The sequence below is a fragment of the Vibrio sp. KUL70 genome, assembly GCF_059725515.1.
The window spans coordinates 370,400-387,240 of record NZ_AP045835.1 but is presented as its reverse complement, the minus strand read 5'-3'; the positions used below and the strand labels follow the sequence as shown (position 1 = coordinate 387,240).

The window sequence follows — 16,841 nt, the reverse complement described above, 5'->3', positions numbered from 1 at the left end:
CCCAAATTAGTACAAAATTGGGTTCATAACACAACCAAACCTTTGGTTTTCACTAACCTTACGTTGACATTATTTTTATAGAAAATCGCACAATTAATAGGTCTGAATTATACAAAGGGAACCTAATGGAATTTACCGACCTAGATAGAGACGCGCTTTATCAAACTTGGATGTCACAGAAGTCGCGTATGCGTCTTACCCAAATGGAGTTTTCAAAAAAGCTGGGCATGAATCAACTCGCTTTCTCACGAGTCCTAAGAGGTGAAACCCCACTAACGATGTCTTTTGTAAGCCAGTTTTGTCGTTTGTTGCACCTTGAACCTAAGAATATTTTGCCATCACTCAAAGAGGGCAGTGACGGGCCTAAAATCATCTACTTACAAAGCCGAATGAGTGTTGATGGTGAGATCCAAAACGCTTACATAGAAGGGAATCAAGTCGTTGTAGAATATGCACATACCGTAAAGCCAAGTTAACTTAGACACGGATTGTAAATTCGTGACAAGCGTAATCGATATTAATTGACTCCCTTGGTGGCACCATTTGCTACTGAGTGGAACGTTTAGGTGTTACTCTGCAGAATAAGAATCAACCCTAAACAAGAGAAAGCATGTTAGACAAAGAGAACCTGGTGAAACTGGCGCGGGTACAGATGCCATTTGGGAAGTACGCAGGACGTGTACTCATTGATTTACCTGAAGAGTATTTGTTGTGGTTCGACAAAAAAGGCTTCCCGAATGGGGAGCTTGGAGACCTGTTGAAGCTCTGTCTGGCACTCAAAATTGAGGGGCTAGACAGTGTTGTTAAGCCCTTAAAGCGCATGTAACCTGTTGCGCAAACTCATCATTGATATATGAAAGATTGACTATGAATCTAGATATTGAAGCGCTAAAACACCATCAACTGGTTGAAGATGGCCCACTAGAAGGGTGTTACCTTCATCAACCGGCTAAAGGTAGCCAACAAGATGACAAAGCCGTTTTGTCAGAGCGCCGAGCCTTAGAAAAAATGGGATTTAAGGTAGTGCAGGTTCAAGCAAAAGGCAGAACAACAACGTTTGCCGAGGCAATGCAACAACTTGCGAAGAAGACTGGGCGTTAATCGAAATCACTATTACGGAGCGACTTGTGCTTCGTATCTCTATGCGATGTCTCTTAACAATGCAATGTGGGTCGCCACAAAGAAGCGACGTCGCTATTACTTGAACTTCTGGTTTTAATTCGCATAAATGTTTGCGGCACAGCGTCAACGCACCTAAATAGGAAAGGAGTCCTAAAATGAAAATTGCACTGGTCACCGGAGGCTCAAAAGGTATCGGTTTGTATTCAGTCATTCGACTGGTGGAGCAGGGATACAAAGTTATCACGTGTTCGCGCTCTAAGGATGTTTGGCTTGATGTCGTGCAAAAGCATCCGGAGCTAGATTCAGTTGATTACCAGTCGGTTGATATTGCAGATGAGCAACAATTAAATGATTTATTTGCCTACATTGAAGCTCAATACGGAAAGTTAGATGTAGCAGTCAATAACGCTTCACCAGCTCTTGTCTCTAGGGGTTTCCTACCTCAAGTCGATGTTCAACTTCTCAAAGAAACACTTCATGTGGACTTTTTATGCCAAGCTTTGTGTTTAAGGTCTGAACTGAAACTAATGGAAGCAGGAGCATCCATCGTAAATGTAAGTTCTGTCAACGGTCTTAGACCAACACCTAATGCGTCAATGTACAGTGCTGCGAAACATGCACTTGAAGGGTTAACGAGATCTGTAGCCCTAGAGAGCATCAAGTCTGGAATTCGAATCAATGCGGTTGCTCCCGGTGTGACGTGGACTCCCCGATGGGAAGAAAAGCAACTCGAAAACGCTAACATCCGTGCGGATGTTTCTGAATTAGTACCAATCAATCGATTTGGGGACGTTGAAGAAATCGTCAATGCCATTGAGTTTCTATTATCAGATAAAGCCAGTTACATCGTCGGTCACACCTTGGTCGTTGATGGCGGGTTATCGCTGGCATGATGGCCTACGAGCGTTTAGGGCTTAAGATAAGTCGGTTAATCTTCCAACGTCTCGCTGACGGGGCATGAAACACGAAAATGCGCCATTCCTTCTCAGCGCGAAAATTCACTCACAATCTGTGATTGTACGTTTGCCTTACCTGTAGTTATCCGAGGGAGTGTCGGAGTAAGCTGTTAAAAAACTATGCGTTATTTTGCAATCTAATGTCCAATACCTCTCATTAACGTATTGATTGCTAATTGAACTGTGATTGGAAAGGCTGCATTCCCACCCCAGATAATGTTATCTGTTGGCTATATAAAATATGAAGAAGTCTTTAAGTGTAAGCTTTGTGGTAAGTCATCACAGCGTCCTGAGCGCCCACTATCATATATTAACATGTGAGTTGTAAGCGTCTTATTCATACAAGTGTTTAAGGTTTCAAGATACTTTATCTAATCTCTGATAAGCACTCTAGAGATCATTAATCTAGCGCGTTTATGTCCAAAATTAAGCCAAAGAAATTAGACTCATGTGTGAATTATGCCGTACTTCCCGAATCCAGCTGTATTGTTTTTTTTCGACAAATAAAGCTTCCCGAGCGGGGAGCTTGGAGGCCAGTTGAAGCTCTGACTGGCACTAAAATTGAGGGGCTAGACAATGTTGTTAAGCCCTAAAACACCATCAACTGGTCGAAGATGGGCCATTAAGGGTGTTACCTTCATCAACCAACTAAAGGCAGCCAGCAAGATGACAAAGCCGTTTGTCAGAGCGCTAAATCTGCCCCCATTTCTTTTAGTGACTCGAGCTAGATGAGTGACAATCAAGGTTTTGGCTGTCTCCTAGAAACCAAGAAATCCACCTTCGCTTGGAGTTTAAAACGAACCCCTCTTCTGAGCTGATTCCATTGACAATGAATCCATCGATGTCTTCACTATACGCTTTAGTGGTGAAATGCCACTCTTCACTACTTATTCGCTTTCCCTGAAGAAGAGCGTTATTAAGGCGTTGGCTCATAACAACGATGTTTAGACCTTCAGTTTCACTGATACCAAAATTTGACTCAGAGATACGACCCACAGCAATTGGTACCTTTAAAGTACAAGCCTTTCCATCCTGACGAGTAAATGAGTAGATTGCGTCTCCAACTCGACCCTTAAGCCAAAGGAGTTGTCCTTGAGTCATTTTATCGACCGACAGAGTCCCCAAACCGCCTGTGGGAGATAGAGTTTCGGCCCAGCTATATGTAGAAACAAAAACCGATAAAAGAATAGGTAGAATGATTCCGTTCTTCATGCCAAATTCTCCCCGTCGACGAAAGTATTGGTCGTTTGAGTTAATAAATATATTAACCAAAACGGTCCTATTATCGGTATGAAAAAGACCAGAACCCAATAACCGGGTTTGTTGATGTCGTGCAGCCTGCGAATAATGACTGAAAGCATAGGGATGAAGCTTATAACGCTATAAATCGTGTCGAACCATGTTGTCATATTCAAAGCTATATCTGCCGCAATGCATCCTATCGATACCAATGTGTGTATTAAAAGAAACATCCAACATTCTTTGCGCGACGAACAACCAGAAAAGTCTAAACTTCGCTTCCAAGCTAAAAAGTAGTAATTCATAAATATCACCTCAATGTTTGATTGACGATGATATTTTGCCTCGGAACAAGTGGTGTATTCGTCTCAAAACAGGTTTTAGGTCGTTCTTAAACCTATTTTGGTCTATGTTGCATTTTCAATTACATTTCATCGAGTTATCCTTGATCTTACTAAAGGTGAGAACTCATTTATCAATCTAGGACTTGCTATGCTTGCTATCCCCGTACCGTTTGTTGTTTCCATGTTACTTGGATTACTCGCGATATCACTCTATAGCCAGCTTTCTCAGCAGGCCAAAGTCGCTAGCATTTTTTTAGGACTATGCGCTTTGACAACCTCAATGGTTGGTTTACGTTGGACGTTTGGACTCGGCATTTTCGCCGTCGCGCAACCTATTCTGGCCTCTATAATTCCTGTTGCAGCGTGGTATGCGTTCGCACATGCCAATCGTGATTTAGGTATTTTGCCTATTAAGCATTTTGTCGCGCCATTGTTCGTTGTTATTAGCGCTGTATCCCAATCTTGGTTGGTACTTCCACTAGATGCTCTACTTACTCTAATTTACGCTTTCTATGGAGTTGCACTAATTCGCTTTTCGTTAAAAGAAACAGCACTGATTAATGTCTCGCTAGGGAACTGGGAAGGAGTAAAGAAAGCAGAGAATATTGCGGGATGGATGCTGATATTTTCAGCGTGTGTGGACACGCTTATGTCGTTGGATTTTACTTTTAATCAAGGTGGATTTTCACTGTATATCCTTACTGCGGCACATTTGATTCTTCTACCCGTGTTATCGATAGCTGTGGTTGTCGTGGGTATTAATACACCCGTTCCAGAAGAGTCAAAATCTAAACAAATCAGCTCTAATGACGAGACAAATAGTTCTCAAGTAATGACCAGTGAGAGGGCGCAAGAGATCACTTCTCTACTAGACTCCAAAATCCGAGAAGACAAACTTTACTTAGACCCGGATCTAACCCTTTCAAAACTAACACGAAAGTTAGGTATACCAGCAAAACAAATCTCAATTGCCGTTAATCAGGTACATGAAAAGAACATTTCTAAGATCATAAATGAGTATCGCATAGAGCATGCCAAGCTCTCCTTGGATACATCACAAGATACTATTACACAAATATTTATGAACTCAGGTTTTCAGACCAAATCTAACTTTAATCGCGAGTTTTCAAGAGTCGTGGGAATGACTCCAAGCGAATACCGTAAACGTACAGCTTCAACGCTCTAGTAAGGTTCGCTAATTTGGAACGTTCCAAAAGTGAGCTAAAGGCGTGAGACGTATTCTGTGTACTGCGCCTCACGTCTCAAATGAGGTACTTAAAGACCTATTGGAGCTCTGTTTGTCATTGAAAATTAAGGGGCGGGGCTGTGTTGTAAGCTTCGGAACAGAATGTAAAGCGTAAAACAGCAGGCAAAATGTCAGCTGTTTTTTTATTTGAAACGCGAAAAAATAAAGCCAATATGACCCTAACTGTTTGTAAATTTGATGATTTTATTTGATGTAAATTTTATTTTACGAAGTGTTTTTTATGTAAAACACAAAAAAAATTGCGTTTATTTTAAATTAGTGATTGAAACTCTCGTTTTTCCTAGATAAGTTACAGGGAACAAGACGATAAGCGCTGAAGTGAAAATTGTACAAACAATAAGCACTCTCAGCTCAAGGATAGAAATAGGAAGAAGTAAGCAATGTTTCAAACAGATGATGTACGAATTAATAGAGTAAAAGAGTTATTACCCCCTGTTGCAGTACTAGAGAAGTTCCCTGCGACAGAAGTTGCTTCTTCTACAACTTTTGAAAGCCGTAAAGCGATTCACAATATTTTGGAAGACAAAGATGACCGCCTGCTGGTGATCGTCGGTCCGTGTTCTATTCACGATCCAGAAGCTGCACTTGAGTATGGTAAGCGTTTGAAAGTGCTGCGTGATGAACTAGGCGATCGTCTAGAAATCGTAATGCGTGTTTACTTTGAGAAGCCACGTACTACTGTAGGTTGGAAAGGTCTAATCAACGACCCGTACATGGATGATACATTCAAGCTAAACGATGGCTTACGTATGGGGCGCAAACTACTGCTCGATCTAACCGACATGGGTATGCCAACGGCTAGTGAGTTCTTAGATATGATCACCCCACAATACGTTGCGGATTTGATCAGCTGGGGTGCTATTGGCGCTCGTACTACGGAATCTCAGGTACACCGTGAGCTGGCTTCAGGTCTTTCTTGCCCAGTGGGTTTTAAGAATGGTACGGATGGCAACATTAAAATTGCAACGGATGCAATTCGCTCGGCGAGCTCGTCTCACCACTTCTTGTCAGTAACTAAGTACGGCCACTCTGCGATCGTAGAAACGGCTGGTAACCCAGACTGTCATATTATTTTGCGTGGCGGTAAAGAGCCAAACTACAGTGCAGAGCACGTTGCTAAGATCAAACAAGAGCTTGAAGCATCAGGCTTGCCACAAAAAGTAATGATTGATTTTAGCCACGCAAACAGTTCTAAACAGTTTAAACGTCAATTGAACGTTTCAGACGACGTGAGTGCACAAATCGCTGGTGGTGATAAAGCTGTCTTCGGTGTAATGATTGAGTCACACTTAGTTGAAGGGCGTCAAGATCTTGTTGATGGTAAGGTTGAGACTTACGGTCAATCAATCACTGATGCATGTATCGGTTGGGAAGACACTGAAACGGTTCTACGTCAGTTGGCGGATGCTGTCGAAAGTCGTCGCAACCAGTAATTTAGCGTAACTGATGAATAAAAACCTTGTTGTTCTGCAGCAAGGTTTTTTTGTTTCGAAGAGAAGAGTTCGAGCGACTCTTTTCTTATGGAGAGCGAATCACTAAAACGTATCTGACATTTAGCGTTCAGAAGTTGTAAAGAGATTCAGATAGTGTTGAGCCATACATCATGTATGGCTCTCGTGATTTTTAAAGGCTGCCCTCTGGTGTGATTGAGGCCGCTTGCTCTGGTAGTAACGAATTACCTTGCTGAAGATGAATGGTTTGTGTTGGGAACGCGACATCAGCTTGATGAGCGTGCACTATCTCAAGCACTTTCAGTAACACATCCTGTTTTACCTCATGGAAACGAATCCAGTTGACCGTTTTTGTGAAGGTATAAATAAAGAAATTAAGGGATGAAGCACCAAACTTATCGAAGTTAACGATCAGCGTCTGATTCGAATCAATATCTGGATGGTTCTCTAGCATTGTTTTCACTTCATCTACAATCGACTGCATTTTATCCGCATCTTCATAACGCAGTCCGATCGTTTCATTGATACGACGATTGAGCATTCGCGATGGGTTTTCTACCACAATATTACTGAATACTGAGTTTGGAACATAGATTGGTCGTTTACTGAAGGTTCTGATGATGGTCATACGCCAACCAATACGCTCTACTGTTCCTTCGATTTTACGGTCTGGAGAGCGAATCCAATCACCCACTTTGAATGGGCGGTCGAAGTAGATCATCATGCCACCAAAGAAGTTTGAAAGTAGATCTTTGGCAGCCAAACCGACGATTAAGCCACCCACACCACCAAAAGTAAGCAGACCAGAAAGGCTTAGACCAAAGCTCTGCATGATGGTGAGTGCTCCCATCACCATAAAGAAAAGCCGGAATACTTTGGCTACAGCCTGAACGGTTGTCTCGTCACGTTTATTCTGAGCGAGGATGTAATCCTCACTGTTAGTGATCATTCGGAGCGTGAACCAAACGAAGGTACAGATAAGTAATATGTGCTTGAGGGTTCTAAGCCAGTTGATCTCACCACCGAACTCTCCTTGGAGAATCAGCCCAAGAGAAACCGTGCCCGGCCAGCACCAAAGCAAGGTACTGACTGGTGTTTTCAATGCATCAAGCAATAAATCATCCCAGTAGAAAGAGGTTTTCTTGGTTAATACTTCCAATCGACCGTGAAGGATTCGCCAGGCAGCCCATGCAAAAAAGCTAGCAATAGTGATAAATAAGACACTGCTACTCCATTCATGATGGTTTGCATTTACGTAGGTCTGAACTTGTTGAATTAATTCGTTCATGTTTTGAATTCACTCGATGATAACGCTGACGTCATAGCAAGTGTTGTCCCTAAAAGATATGAAATAACTACGTTTGGGGAGCTTTATGCAATTGTGTGCTATGACAGAAAAATAATGGGCCTGAAATTAGCAGAAATTGAATTTGTTCTCTACCTTTAAAATCAAGAGATTAGGAAACTTCTAAGCGGAATGATGAATATTTTTAGTTATTCACGAGACTATTGAAGAGTTGTTACTTAGCCTCAGGCTGTGAGGATAGAGGAAATTATGACAGATAGACAGTTTGCTGTGATTGGATTGGGTCGTTTTGGACTCTCGGTATGCAAAGAACTTCAAAGTTCTGGGGCGCAGGTGTTAGCGGTGGATATTAACGAAGAGCGGGTTAAAGAAGCAGCCTGCTTTGTATCTCAAGGCATTGTCGCGAACTGCACCAGTGAACAGACCGTTAAGGAGCTACGATTAGATGAGTACGATATGGTCATGGTTTCAATCGGTTCTGATGTGAATGCGAGCATTCTTACCACATTGGTTGTCAAAGAGGCCGGTTCTAAAGCGGTATGGGTGAAGGCGAACGATAAGTTTCACGCTAAAATTCTATCCAAGATCGGAGCGGATCATATCATTCTTCCCGAGCGCGATATGGGTATCCGAGTCGCGAGAAAGATGCTTGATAGACGCGTGTTAGAGTTTATCGACTTAGGCAGTGAACTTGCACTGACTGAAATTGTGATAGGGCATAATCTTCTTGGGCGACCCCTTTCTGATCTTAAACTGTGTCAGCAGAGTGATGTGCATGTACTGGGCTTCAAACGTGGTCCCAACTTGGTTAAAGCGCCAGAGTTGGACATCAGTTTGGAGATTGGTGATGTAGTGATTATTGCTGGTCCTAAAGAGTTATTGGCGAATCGAATTAAATCACTCTCATAAGGCGACCTATGTACTCAGTTCAAAGAAAGGGGCTATTCTACACCTTAAAGCCAGACAACAAGCCAAAGAAAGGATCTGAACCAAAGATCATCCTCACCAGTTTTCTTGGAGTTCTTGTTCCTTCTGCGATTCTTCTCACTTTGCCCGTATTTTCGGTTACGGGTCTTTCTTTCACTGATGCCCTATTTACTGCGACCTCTGCCATAAGCGTAACCGGTTTGGGGGTTGTGGATACTGGGACCCACTTTACCTTGGCGGGTAAAGTCCTATTAATGTTTCTAATGCAGGTAGGTGGCCTTGGGCAAATGACCTTATCTGCGGTACTCCTATATATGTTTGGAGTGCGGCTGAGTTTGAAGCAGCAAGCGCTCGCGAAAGAGGCATTAGGGCAAGACAGGCGAGTTAACCTGAGAGACTTGGTTAAAAAGATCATTGCGTTTGCGTTAATCGCTGAATTTATCGGTTTTACTCTGCTCTGTTTTCGGTGGGTTCCTGAATACGGGTGGGAGACTGGGAGTTTTTACGCTTTGTTTCATGCAATCTCGGCTTTTAATAACGCCGGCTTTGCGCTCTTTTCAGATAGCATGATGACGTTCGTTGATGATCCGTTGGTAATTTTCACTCTGGCAGGGTTGTTTATTTTTGGAGGGTTGGGATTTACTGTGGTCGGTGATTTAGCGACAAATTGGCGTCGCGGTTTCAATCACTTGCACCTACATACCAAAATCATGTTAACAGCAACGCCGACACTGCTTTTAGTTGGAACTCTATTGTTCTGGTTGTTAGAGCGAAACAACAGTGAAACGATGCAAGGACTCACTACAAATGGTCAATGGTTAGCCGCGTTTTTTCAATCAGCTAGTGCTCGTACTGCAGGGTTTAATAGTGTTGATCTTACACATTATACGCATCCCGCTTTGCTCGTTATGATCGTTTTAATGCTAATCGGTGCCGGTTCAACCTCAACAGGGGGAGGGATTAAGGTCTCAACATTCGCAGTGGCTTTTGTGGCTACGTGGAGTTTTTTACGCCAGAAAAAGCATGTCGTAATGTTTAAACGAACCGTGTCGTGGCAAGCGGTCACAAAATCTCTAGCCATCATAGTGGTCAGTGGAGCCATGTTAACAACCGCGATGTTTTTGTTGATGCTGACGGAGAAAGCCCCATTTGACCGTGTCGTGTTTGAAGTGATTTCAGCCTTTGCGACTGTTGGTCTAACCGCAGGGCTAACAGCGAACTTATCAGAACCGGGTAAATACATCATGGTGGTCGTCATGATTATTGGCAGAATAGGGCCTTTAACTCTGGCTTACATGTTGGCGAGACCAGAACCTTCGTTGGTAAAATATCCAGAAGATACAGTATTGACGGGCTAGTTAGATAGAAATGATAAAGCCAGCTTGATGGTAACCTAAGCTGGCTTTGGTCTGACTTTCGCGTTTAGCCTTCAAACAACTCTAGATAATCCTCGTATCCCTCTTCAACCAGTTTCTCGACTGGAATGAATCGCATAGCTGCAGAATTCATACAGTAACGCAACCCTGTTGGTTTTGGACCATCTTTAAACACATGACCAAGGTGGGAATCACCAAAACGGCTGCGCACTTCAGTACGTGGATAAATCAGTTTGTAATCGGTTGTTGTCACAATGTAGTTATCATTGATCGGTTGTGTAAAACTAGGCCAACCTGTCCCTGACTTATATTTGTCTTTCGATGAGAAAAGCGGCTCACCAGTCACGATATCAACGTAGATACCTGCTTCTTTGTTATCCCAATATTCGTTATCGAAAGGGCGCTCCGTTGCATCTTTTTGAGTCACGTTGTATTGAAGTGAAGTCAGCTTCTGTTTGATCTCGGATTGTGAAGGCTTAGTGTAAACTTTCACGTTTGCAGCTTGCTTTTTACCATCTAAGAGTTGACGAATTGTCTGCGGACTTTCTTGGCGATCATCACCAAAGATTTTGTCTAAGTACTGATCACGACCAGAGGCATAGCGATAGTAGTTGTAACGAACCTTGCTCTTCTTATAGTAATCTTGATGATAATCTTCCGCCGGCCAGAACTTCTTAAACTCAATTAACTCAGTTTTTAGAGGAGCACCAAAGAGGTTTGCTTCTTCTATTTCATTCATGAAGTTTTGGGCGATCTCTTTCTGCTTAGCGTTATGATAGAACACGGCTGGACGGTATTGGGGACCTCGGTCTACAAACGAGCCTTTGTCGTCGGTTGGGTCGATATGACGAAAAAACTGATCGAGCACTTGCTCGTAGTTAACCACACTCGGGTCATAAACGACTTTGATAACCTCGATGTGTTTAGTCTTTCCTGACGCGACTTGCTTGTATGTTGGGTTTTCTAGCTTACCACCTGAATAACCCGAGACAACATCGATCACGCCATCAAGCTTTTCAAGATCAGACTCAGTACACCAAAAGCACCCCCCAGCTAAAGTCGCCACTTCGGTTTTACCTGAGTGTGCCGATTTATCCATTGTATTGGCTGTGCCTGTTTGGCTAACAAGTAACGAAATCAGTGGCAGTGCGACCACGAGTGAAACCAATATTTTAGATAATTTCTTCATAGATACCTCATCTTGACGTTTGTTCATTCGTTGCTGAATGTACGTATAGAGACAGGACTTTGATGAAAAAAATTACATTATTGATTAAAAAAATACTTCGAAGGTTAAGTTGGTCATGTTGGTACAGCGCAACTTGCTCTTCGAAACGACCAGTAGTAGGGTGACGCCTATATAGTTTTATAACCATGATGAGTGCTTGTCGCTCGCTTAAGGAAAAACATGAACGCAGAAGTTAAATGGGTAGAAGGCTTTAAGTTTTTAGGTCAATCTCAATCAGGGCATTCGATTGTTATGGATGGAAGCGGGGGTGCAACGGCGCCTAGCCCAATGGAAATGGTATTAATGGCGGCTGGGGGGTGTAGCTCTGTTGACGTAGTCGATGGCCTTAAAGAAGCAGGACAAGCGATTACAGGCTGCAACGCAAAGCTTTCGACAGAGCGTCGTGAAACCGCGCCAAAGATCTTTACTGCAATCAACATTCACTTTGAAGTGTCTGGTGACAACTTAGATGAAGAGCTTGTTGCTAAAGTATGTGCAGATTCATTAGAAAAATACTGCTCAGTTTGTTTGATGTTGGGTGCGGGCGTTGAAATGACCCACAGCTGGGAAATCGTCTAACAATAAAAAGAAAGGCCATGTATCTGAGATACATGGCCTTCGATTTAAAGAGTGATTACGTCAGTGACGTTAAGCTGTATAGCGAAAAACTATTGAGCTGCTTCTTCAACAATTACTTCTTCAACCTGAACTTCTTCAGTGTATTCAAAGGCAGGGATAGTCGCTTCTACACGTCGGTTCATGGCACGACCTTCCGCAGTGTCGTTTGATGCTACAGGGTTTTCTTCACCTTCACCTGTCGCTGTGATACGGCTAGCGTCAATGCCTTGCTCTTCGAAGTACGCGGCAACTGATGCGGCACGTTTCTTCGATACCATCATGTTGTACTCTGCTGCGCCTGTTGAGTCAGTGTGACCAACAATTTCGACATTAGATTCTGGGTGAGCTTGCAGTACTGCAATTAGAGGACCAAGCGCCGCTTTACCGTCTGCTGATAGCTCAGTGCTGTTAGTCGCGAACATCTCTTGAGAGAAGCTCTCTGTTTGCTCTTTTGTTACAACAACAGTTGTCTTCTCTTCTACTACCACTTCTTCAACGATTGGCTCAGAAGGCGCTTGCGTTACAGCGGCAGCCACAACAGGTAGACCTGCTGCAGTGGTATTGCCTGTGCCAAAGTTATAGCTTAGGCCCACGGTTAACAGGTTAGCGTTGACGTCTTGGATATATTTGTCATCGAAGCCATCGAAGTATTGATATTCGAGGCGAATTGCAAGGTCGTTAACGAACTCTTTCTCAATACCGATACCTGCTGAAAGGACGAAATCAGTTTCACCACCGTGTGAGATGTAAGCTGGACCAACTTTCGCAAAGATATCAAACGATTGTTCAACTGGGATGCGGTAGGTTGGCGACAGCGCAATGGCGATCATCGGGTCACTAAATTCTACGGCTGTAGAGCCAGGTCCTGCGAAGCTTGTTTTAAAATCGCCGATCATGTTGGAGTCTAGTTCAACACCCCATTTCTCAGAAAATTTGTAACCAGAGTAGATACCCCAGCCAACAACACTATCATCACATTGTGCGCCTGAGACACATGCATTGTTTAGCCAACCAGAACCAATCTTAGCGCCCACATATGTCGTGTTCGCCAATACTGACGGTGCTGCCGCAAGACCAGAGGTTGCGATAAGTGCACACATAATTTTTGACAGTCTTTTCATAATATTATCCTTGTGATTGATTTTTATTCTTACCTGAATCTGCCATTAAATCGTCATCGACTGTTTGTGACACACTGCTTGCAGACGAAAACTGGAGGCGCTGATCCAGTTGGAATCTATCTATATGAGCGGTAAATCTATTGTTAATCTTATTGCACATGAGAGTCAACAAAATTGTTAAAAATTATGCATTTAACTAATTTGTAATTGTTAAGGTATCGATAATAAATAGTTCGTTACTCATAAAGATATAGCTCAAGGTTTTGATTTTACAAATTTTATTCTCAAAAAGAGTTCAAAAGCTTGCGCCACTTCATGCTTATAAAATGAACATTCCCGAAGCCAAAAAATTGACTTCGGGAATGTGTTGGCGAATATGCAACGGATGGTTTTCGCAAGACAGAACTAAGGGCGCTCTCCACGTAAGATTCGAGCTTCAATATGTTCGATAACGTTCGGAAGATCGGCAATCGTGTCAATGAGATAATGTGGTCTAGACTTGCCGAGTTTTAGTTTTGCTTTACTACGAGCAGCATCAAGCGTTGCTTCATCTGCTTGTTGGTACTCTTCAAAGGTTAGGCCTGCTTCATTTCCGGATAAAAGAAGGCCAATAGTCCACATGCCTGCATTGTGGCCCTCGTCTATCCCCGGGGCGGCATCATCGACTTTGATACACGCGGCAACATTGGTCACACCAAGGTCAATCACATTTTTGAGTGCCATGAATGGTGCAGGGCGCCCACCTTGTGGAAGGTCATCAGTGGCAACCACACAGTCCGGATGATAGCCATAATCGGCTGCTACTGGGATAAGGACGTCCATCACTTGGCGCGGGTAACCAGAACATGAGCCAATTTTCACGCCTCGCGATTTCAAGTTATTAACCACTTCGATGGCATTTAAGATCGGCTCGGCGTGGTCGGCAACTTTCGCTTTCTGTAACGGCATGAATGCCGCATATATAGCATCAATATCTTCTGAGCTCATCTCTCTACCGAACTGTTCATTCCAGCGAGCCTTCACAGAAGGTAATTGACCCACAGCTTGAATGTGGTCCCATTTACCGAGTCCCATAGGTTCACGAGCTTCCTCAAGCGAAATATGAAAATCAAAGCCTTGTTTGAACGCTTCTACAAAAATGCTGGTTGGAGCGAATGAGCCGAAGTCTACGATAGTGCCAGCCCAGTCAAAAATTACTGCTTGGATTACGGATGGTTTGGTCATGATAGTCTGTCCTTAATGAGCCTTGTTATTAACGTTTAAGGCTATTGCTAAGATGATGATTAATGTTCAATGAGGTTAAATTGGGTATCCGAAGTCTCGGCATACTTGATCGATAGCCGCTTCAAAGATATCGAGAGCGGCATTGAGGTCGCTGCGTCCGATGATCAATGGAGGACTAAGTTGTGCGACGTTGCCTTGTGAAACTTTAAAGCTCAGACCTTGGTTTAAACATTGATAGAGCAGCGCTTCAGCTTCGTCATATGCACGAGTCTTGGTGAGTGGATCAGTAACAAGTTCGACTCCCCACAAAAGGCCAATTCCGCGTACATCACCGATCATGGGGTAACGTGCTTTCATATTAAGCAGTCGCTGTTTTACGAATTCACTGTCGTCTTTCACTTTTTGTAAAAGGTTGTGCTGTTCGATGACCTGCATGGTTGCCAGTGCAGCAGCGCACCCGATTGGGCTTTTTTCGTGAGTGTAATGTCCAAGCGAGACTTGAGCTGCTGTGTTGTACTTGTCTTTGGTTACCATTGCTGCAATAGGAACCAAACCGCCGCCAAAGCCTTTGCCAATACAGAGAATATCTGGCTCGATGTCATAAGCTTGGTGGGTGAACCATTCGCCACTGCGTCCCATACCGTTAGGAATATCATCAATGATCAGTAGCACGTTGTGCTTATCGCAGATCTCTCTGATTCGTTTCCAATAAGCTCTGCTTGGCACTTGTACATCGGTATTTCGAACCGCTTCAGCAATGAATGCGCCAATGCCTCCCTCTTTCTCAATCACATACTCAAGGTAGTCGGCATAATGGACATCTGAGTTTTGGTCGCCATCACGCATTGGGAAAGCTCCGCGGTACGACACCGCTGGTGGAATGCGCTCGACGCCAGCCATAAGCGGCCCCATACCTTCACGGAAGCATGCTTCTCCACCAACAGAGATGGCGTCAAGAGAGGCTCCATGAAAAGAGTCCCATAATGAAACAACTTTAAAGTTGTTGGTTACGTGCCTTGCTAGCTTCAGTGCCATTCCGATCACAGAGGTGCCACCGGGTGCGAACAACACTCGATTAAGATCGCCACCACAGATTTGCGTTAGCTTTTCTGCGCACTCGATGGCGGTCTCGTTGGTAAAGCGTCGTGGCGAAAATGGTAGTGACGCCATTTGTTCGGTTACTTTCTTGACGACTTCAGGGTGACCGTATCCCAGTATATGGACATTGTTCCCATGAAAGTCCATATACTTTTTACCTGTTACATCTTCTATGTAGATACCTTCTGCATGTTGCAAGGTGTCTAAGCACGGCGTAGACATAGCTTGGTGAAGAAACACCTCTGAATCTCTCTTCAAAAGCGCTTGAGTGGCTTTATCGTTTAGAGATGCGTTCCACTCCCGTCGCGCTGGCGTGGTATTGACATCTCCTTCACTGCGAAAGTGAGTGTGTGAGAGGGACTCTTTTGATTCACACTGCATCATGCGTACACTTCCCAATACATTGCTTTGCTGATCGCGCCGATTAGACGCTCAATGTCAGCGGGGTAAACCTCACCAATGTTGCCAATGCGGAAACAGTCAGCGTTGGACACCTTACCCGGATAGATAACGAAGCCTTGCTCTTTAAGGCGCTCATAGAACTCTTTGAATTGGTAATCGCTATGAGTAGGAGAATAGAAAGAGGTGATGATCGGAGAGTGGAGATCATCGCTGAGTAACGGTTCGAATCCCAGAGAGCGCATTCCTGCCACCAGTGTCTTCTGGTTGGTTGAATAGCGTTGGAATCGCGCGGCAATACCGCCTTCTTGTTCAAGCTCGATGAGCGCTTGATAAAAAGCGCGCACGGTGTGTGTTGGTGAAGTAAATCGCCACTTTCCATGGTTCACTTCCATGCAGTGCCATTGGTCATATAGGTCTAAGCTCAACGAACGAGCCTGTCCTTTACACTTCTCAAGCTCGTCTTGTTTAGCGATCACAAAACCAAACCCTGGCACACCTTGAATACACTTATTCGCTGAGCTGATCATAAAGTCGATACCCAGGTCAGCGATATCCATTGGGATACCACCGAAGCTCGACATGGCGTCGAGAATTACGACTTTGCCATGTTGCTTAGCCAGTTGAGCAATCTCTTTAACTGGGTTCAACATCCCTGTTGTGGTCTCGCAATGGACAATTGCAACATGGGTAATTGTCGGATCCAATGCCAATGCCGTTTCTATTTCGTTCAAGTCAGGTTGTGATGTTTCGCCTGGTGAAACGACATGGCATGGAATATGTAAATACTGCGCTATTTGTGCGATGCGAGCGCCATAAGCACCGTTATCGACTACCAGTAATTTGCCTCCTGTGCCGATTACACTGCCAATCGTCGCTTCAACAGAAGCAGTGCCACTGCCTTGCATTAATACACTTGTATAGCCTGTTTGTGGCGTTGCAAGCTGAACCAGCTTGTGGCGGATGACCTGTACGATCTCTTTGTTGTATTCATCGTCCCATGTACACCAATCTTTTAGCATCGCTTGGCGAACTGATTCAGAAGTGGAAAGAGGACCTGGGGTTAAGAGCAAGTATTCGTTTTTCATCTTTATTTCCATTTGGACTATACCAATATTTGCAATTACTCTAGCAATCGAATCTGATGGAGGTAAAGAGCAAAAAC

17 protein-coding genes are annotated in these 16,841 nt (G+C 43.8%); 9 read left to right on the top strand and 8 right to left on the bottom strand.

Annotated features, from left to right (window positions below):
- Positions 1–125: 125 nt before the first annotated feature.
- From AC6I7V_RS15790 to AC6I7V_RS15775, 4 genes are all read left to right on the top strand, one after another.
- On the top strand, positions 126–476 hold the full coding sequence (locus AC6I7V_RS15790; RefSeq protein WP_255232511.1) for a helix-turn-helix domain-containing protein: 351 nt from the start codon (positions 126–128) through the stop codon (positions 474–476).
- A 134-nt stretch (positions 477–610) separates the two neighbouring features.
- Positions 611–826 carry a DUF3820 family protein gene (locus AC6I7V_RS15785; protein WP_372064675.1) on the top strand — a complete coding sequence of 72 codons (216 nt, stop codon included), beginning with the start codon at positions 611–613 and terminating at the stop codon, positions 824–826.
- Positions 827–867: 41 nt separating this feature from the next.
- Complete coding sequence (locus tag AC6I7V_RS15780) at positions 868–1,101, top strand: hypothetical protein (RefSeq protein ID WP_255232513.1); 234 nt, start codon at positions 868–870, stop codon at positions 1,099–1,101.
- A 176-nt stretch (positions 1,102–1,277) separates the two neighbouring features.
- Positions 1,278–2,015: an SDR family NAD(P)-dependent oxidoreductase gene (locus AC6I7V_RS15775; protein WP_498012227.1), complete on the top strand. Its 738-nt coding sequence runs from the start codon at positions 1,278–1,280 to the stop codon at positions 2,013–2,015.
- 774 nt (positions 2,016–2,789) lie between these two features.
- Here AC6I7V_RS15775 and AC6I7V_RS15770 read toward each other — a convergent pair.
- Together AC6I7V_RS15770 and AC6I7V_RS15765 are read right to left on the bottom strand one after the other, a co-directional pair.
- Positions 2,790–3,290 (bottom strand): hypothetical protein, encoded by a 501-nt coding sequence (locus AC6I7V_RS15770; RefSeq protein WP_498012226.1) that lies wholly within the window; start codon positions 3,288–3,290, stop codon positions 2,790–2,792.
- Positions 3,287–3,622, bottom strand: a complete 336-nt coding sequence (locus tag AC6I7V_RS15765; protein WP_498012225.1) for a DUF805 domain-containing protein — start codon at positions 3,620–3,622, stop codon at positions 3,287–3,289. The genes AC6I7V_RS15770 and AC6I7V_RS15765 overlap by 4 nt, the downstream gene beginning before the upstream one ends.
- 187 nt (positions 3,623–3,809) lie before the next feature.
- Here AC6I7V_RS15765 and AC6I7V_RS15760 point away from each other — a divergent pair, with 187 nt between their 5' ends.
- Positions 3,810–4,847 carry a helix-turn-helix domain-containing protein gene (locus AC6I7V_RS15760; protein ID WP_498012224.1) on the top strand — a complete coding sequence of 346 codons (1,038 nt, stop codon included), beginning with the start codon at positions 3,810–3,812 and terminating at the stop codon, positions 4,845–4,847.
- Between the two features lie 461 nt (positions 4,848–5,308).
- The gene (aroG, locus tag AC6I7V_RS15755) at positions 5,309–6,361 is read left to right on the top strand and encodes a 3-deoxy-7-phosphoheptulonate synthase AroG (protein ID WP_255232518.1); all 1,053 of its coding nucleotides are present in this window, start codon (positions 5,309–5,311) and stop codon (positions 6,359–6,361) included.
- 190 nt (positions 6,362–6,551) lie between these two features.
- Here the strand turns inward: aroG and AC6I7V_RS15750 are convergent, their stop codons facing one another.
- A complete protein-coding gene (locus tag AC6I7V_RS15750; protein WP_255232519.1) occupies positions 6,552–7,667 on the bottom strand; it encodes a mechanosensitive ion channel family protein in 1,116 nt (371 codons plus the stop codon).
- A gap of 267 nt (positions 7,668–7,934) precedes the next feature.
- Between AC6I7V_RS15750 and AC6I7V_RS15745 the strand changes: the two genes are divergently transcribed.
- Positions 7,935–8,594, top strand: coding sequence for a potassium channel family protein (locus tag AC6I7V_RS15745; protein ID WP_498012223.1), 660 nt, complete (start codon positions 7,935–7,937; stop codon positions 8,592–8,594).
- An 8-nt stretch (positions 8,595–8,602) separates the two neighbouring features.
- Positions 8,603–9,970: a TrkH family potassium uptake protein gene (locus AC6I7V_RS15740; RefSeq protein ID WP_261883918.1), complete on the top strand. Its 1,368-nt coding sequence runs from the start codon at positions 8,603–8,605 to the stop codon at positions 9,968–9,970.
- 64 nt (positions 9,971–10,034) lie between these two features.
- Here the strand turns inward: AC6I7V_RS15740 and msrB are convergent, their stop codons facing one another.
- Positions 10,035–11,177: a peptide-methionine (R)-S-oxide reductase MsrB gene (gene msrB, locus AC6I7V_RS15735; protein ID WP_255232522.1), complete on the bottom strand. Its 1,143-nt coding sequence runs from the start codon at positions 11,175–11,177 to the stop codon at positions 10,035–10,037.
- Between the two features lie 219 nt (positions 11,178–11,396).
- Here msrB and AC6I7V_RS15730 point away from each other — a divergent pair, with 219 nt between their 5' ends.
- Positions 11,397–11,795 carry an OsmC family protein gene (locus AC6I7V_RS15730; RefSeq protein WP_498012222.1) on the top strand — a complete coding sequence of 133 codons (399 nt, stop codon included), beginning with the start codon at positions 11,397–11,399 and terminating at the stop codon, positions 11,793–11,795.
- Positions 11,796–11,884: 89 nt separating this feature from the next.
- Here the strand turns inward: AC6I7V_RS15730 and AC6I7V_RS15725 are convergent, their stop codons facing one another.
- The 4 genes from AC6I7V_RS15725 to phnW all read right to left on the bottom strand — a co-directional run bounded on the left by AC6I7V_RS15725 (position 11,885) and on the right by phnW (position 16,764).
- Positions 11,885–12,955: an OmpA family protein gene (locus tag AC6I7V_RS15725; RefSeq protein ID WP_498012221.1), complete on the bottom strand. Its 1,071-nt coding sequence runs from the start codon at positions 12,953–12,955 to the stop codon at positions 11,885–11,887.
- 405 nt (positions 12,956–13,360) lie between these two features.
- Positions 13,361–14,179, bottom strand: coding sequence for a phosphonoacetaldehyde hydrolase (gene phnX / locus AC6I7V_RS15720; RefSeq protein ID WP_498012220.1), 819 nt, complete (start codon positions 14,177–14,179; stop codon positions 13,361–13,363).
- A gap of 75 nt (positions 14,180–14,254) precedes the next feature.
- Complete coding sequence (locus AC6I7V_RS15715; protein WP_498012219.1) at positions 14,255–15,661, bottom strand: aspartate aminotransferase family protein; 1,407 nt, start codon at positions 15,659–15,661, stop codon at positions 14,255–14,257.
- Positions 15,658–16,764, bottom strand: a complete 1,107-nt coding sequence (gene phnW, locus AC6I7V_RS15710) for a 2-aminoethylphosphonate--pyruvate transaminase (RefSeq protein ID WP_498012218.1) — start codon at positions 16,762–16,764, stop codon at positions 15,658–15,660. The genes AC6I7V_RS15715 and phnW overlap by 4 nt, the downstream gene beginning before the upstream one ends.
- Positions 16,765–16,841 lie beyond the last annotated feature (77 nt).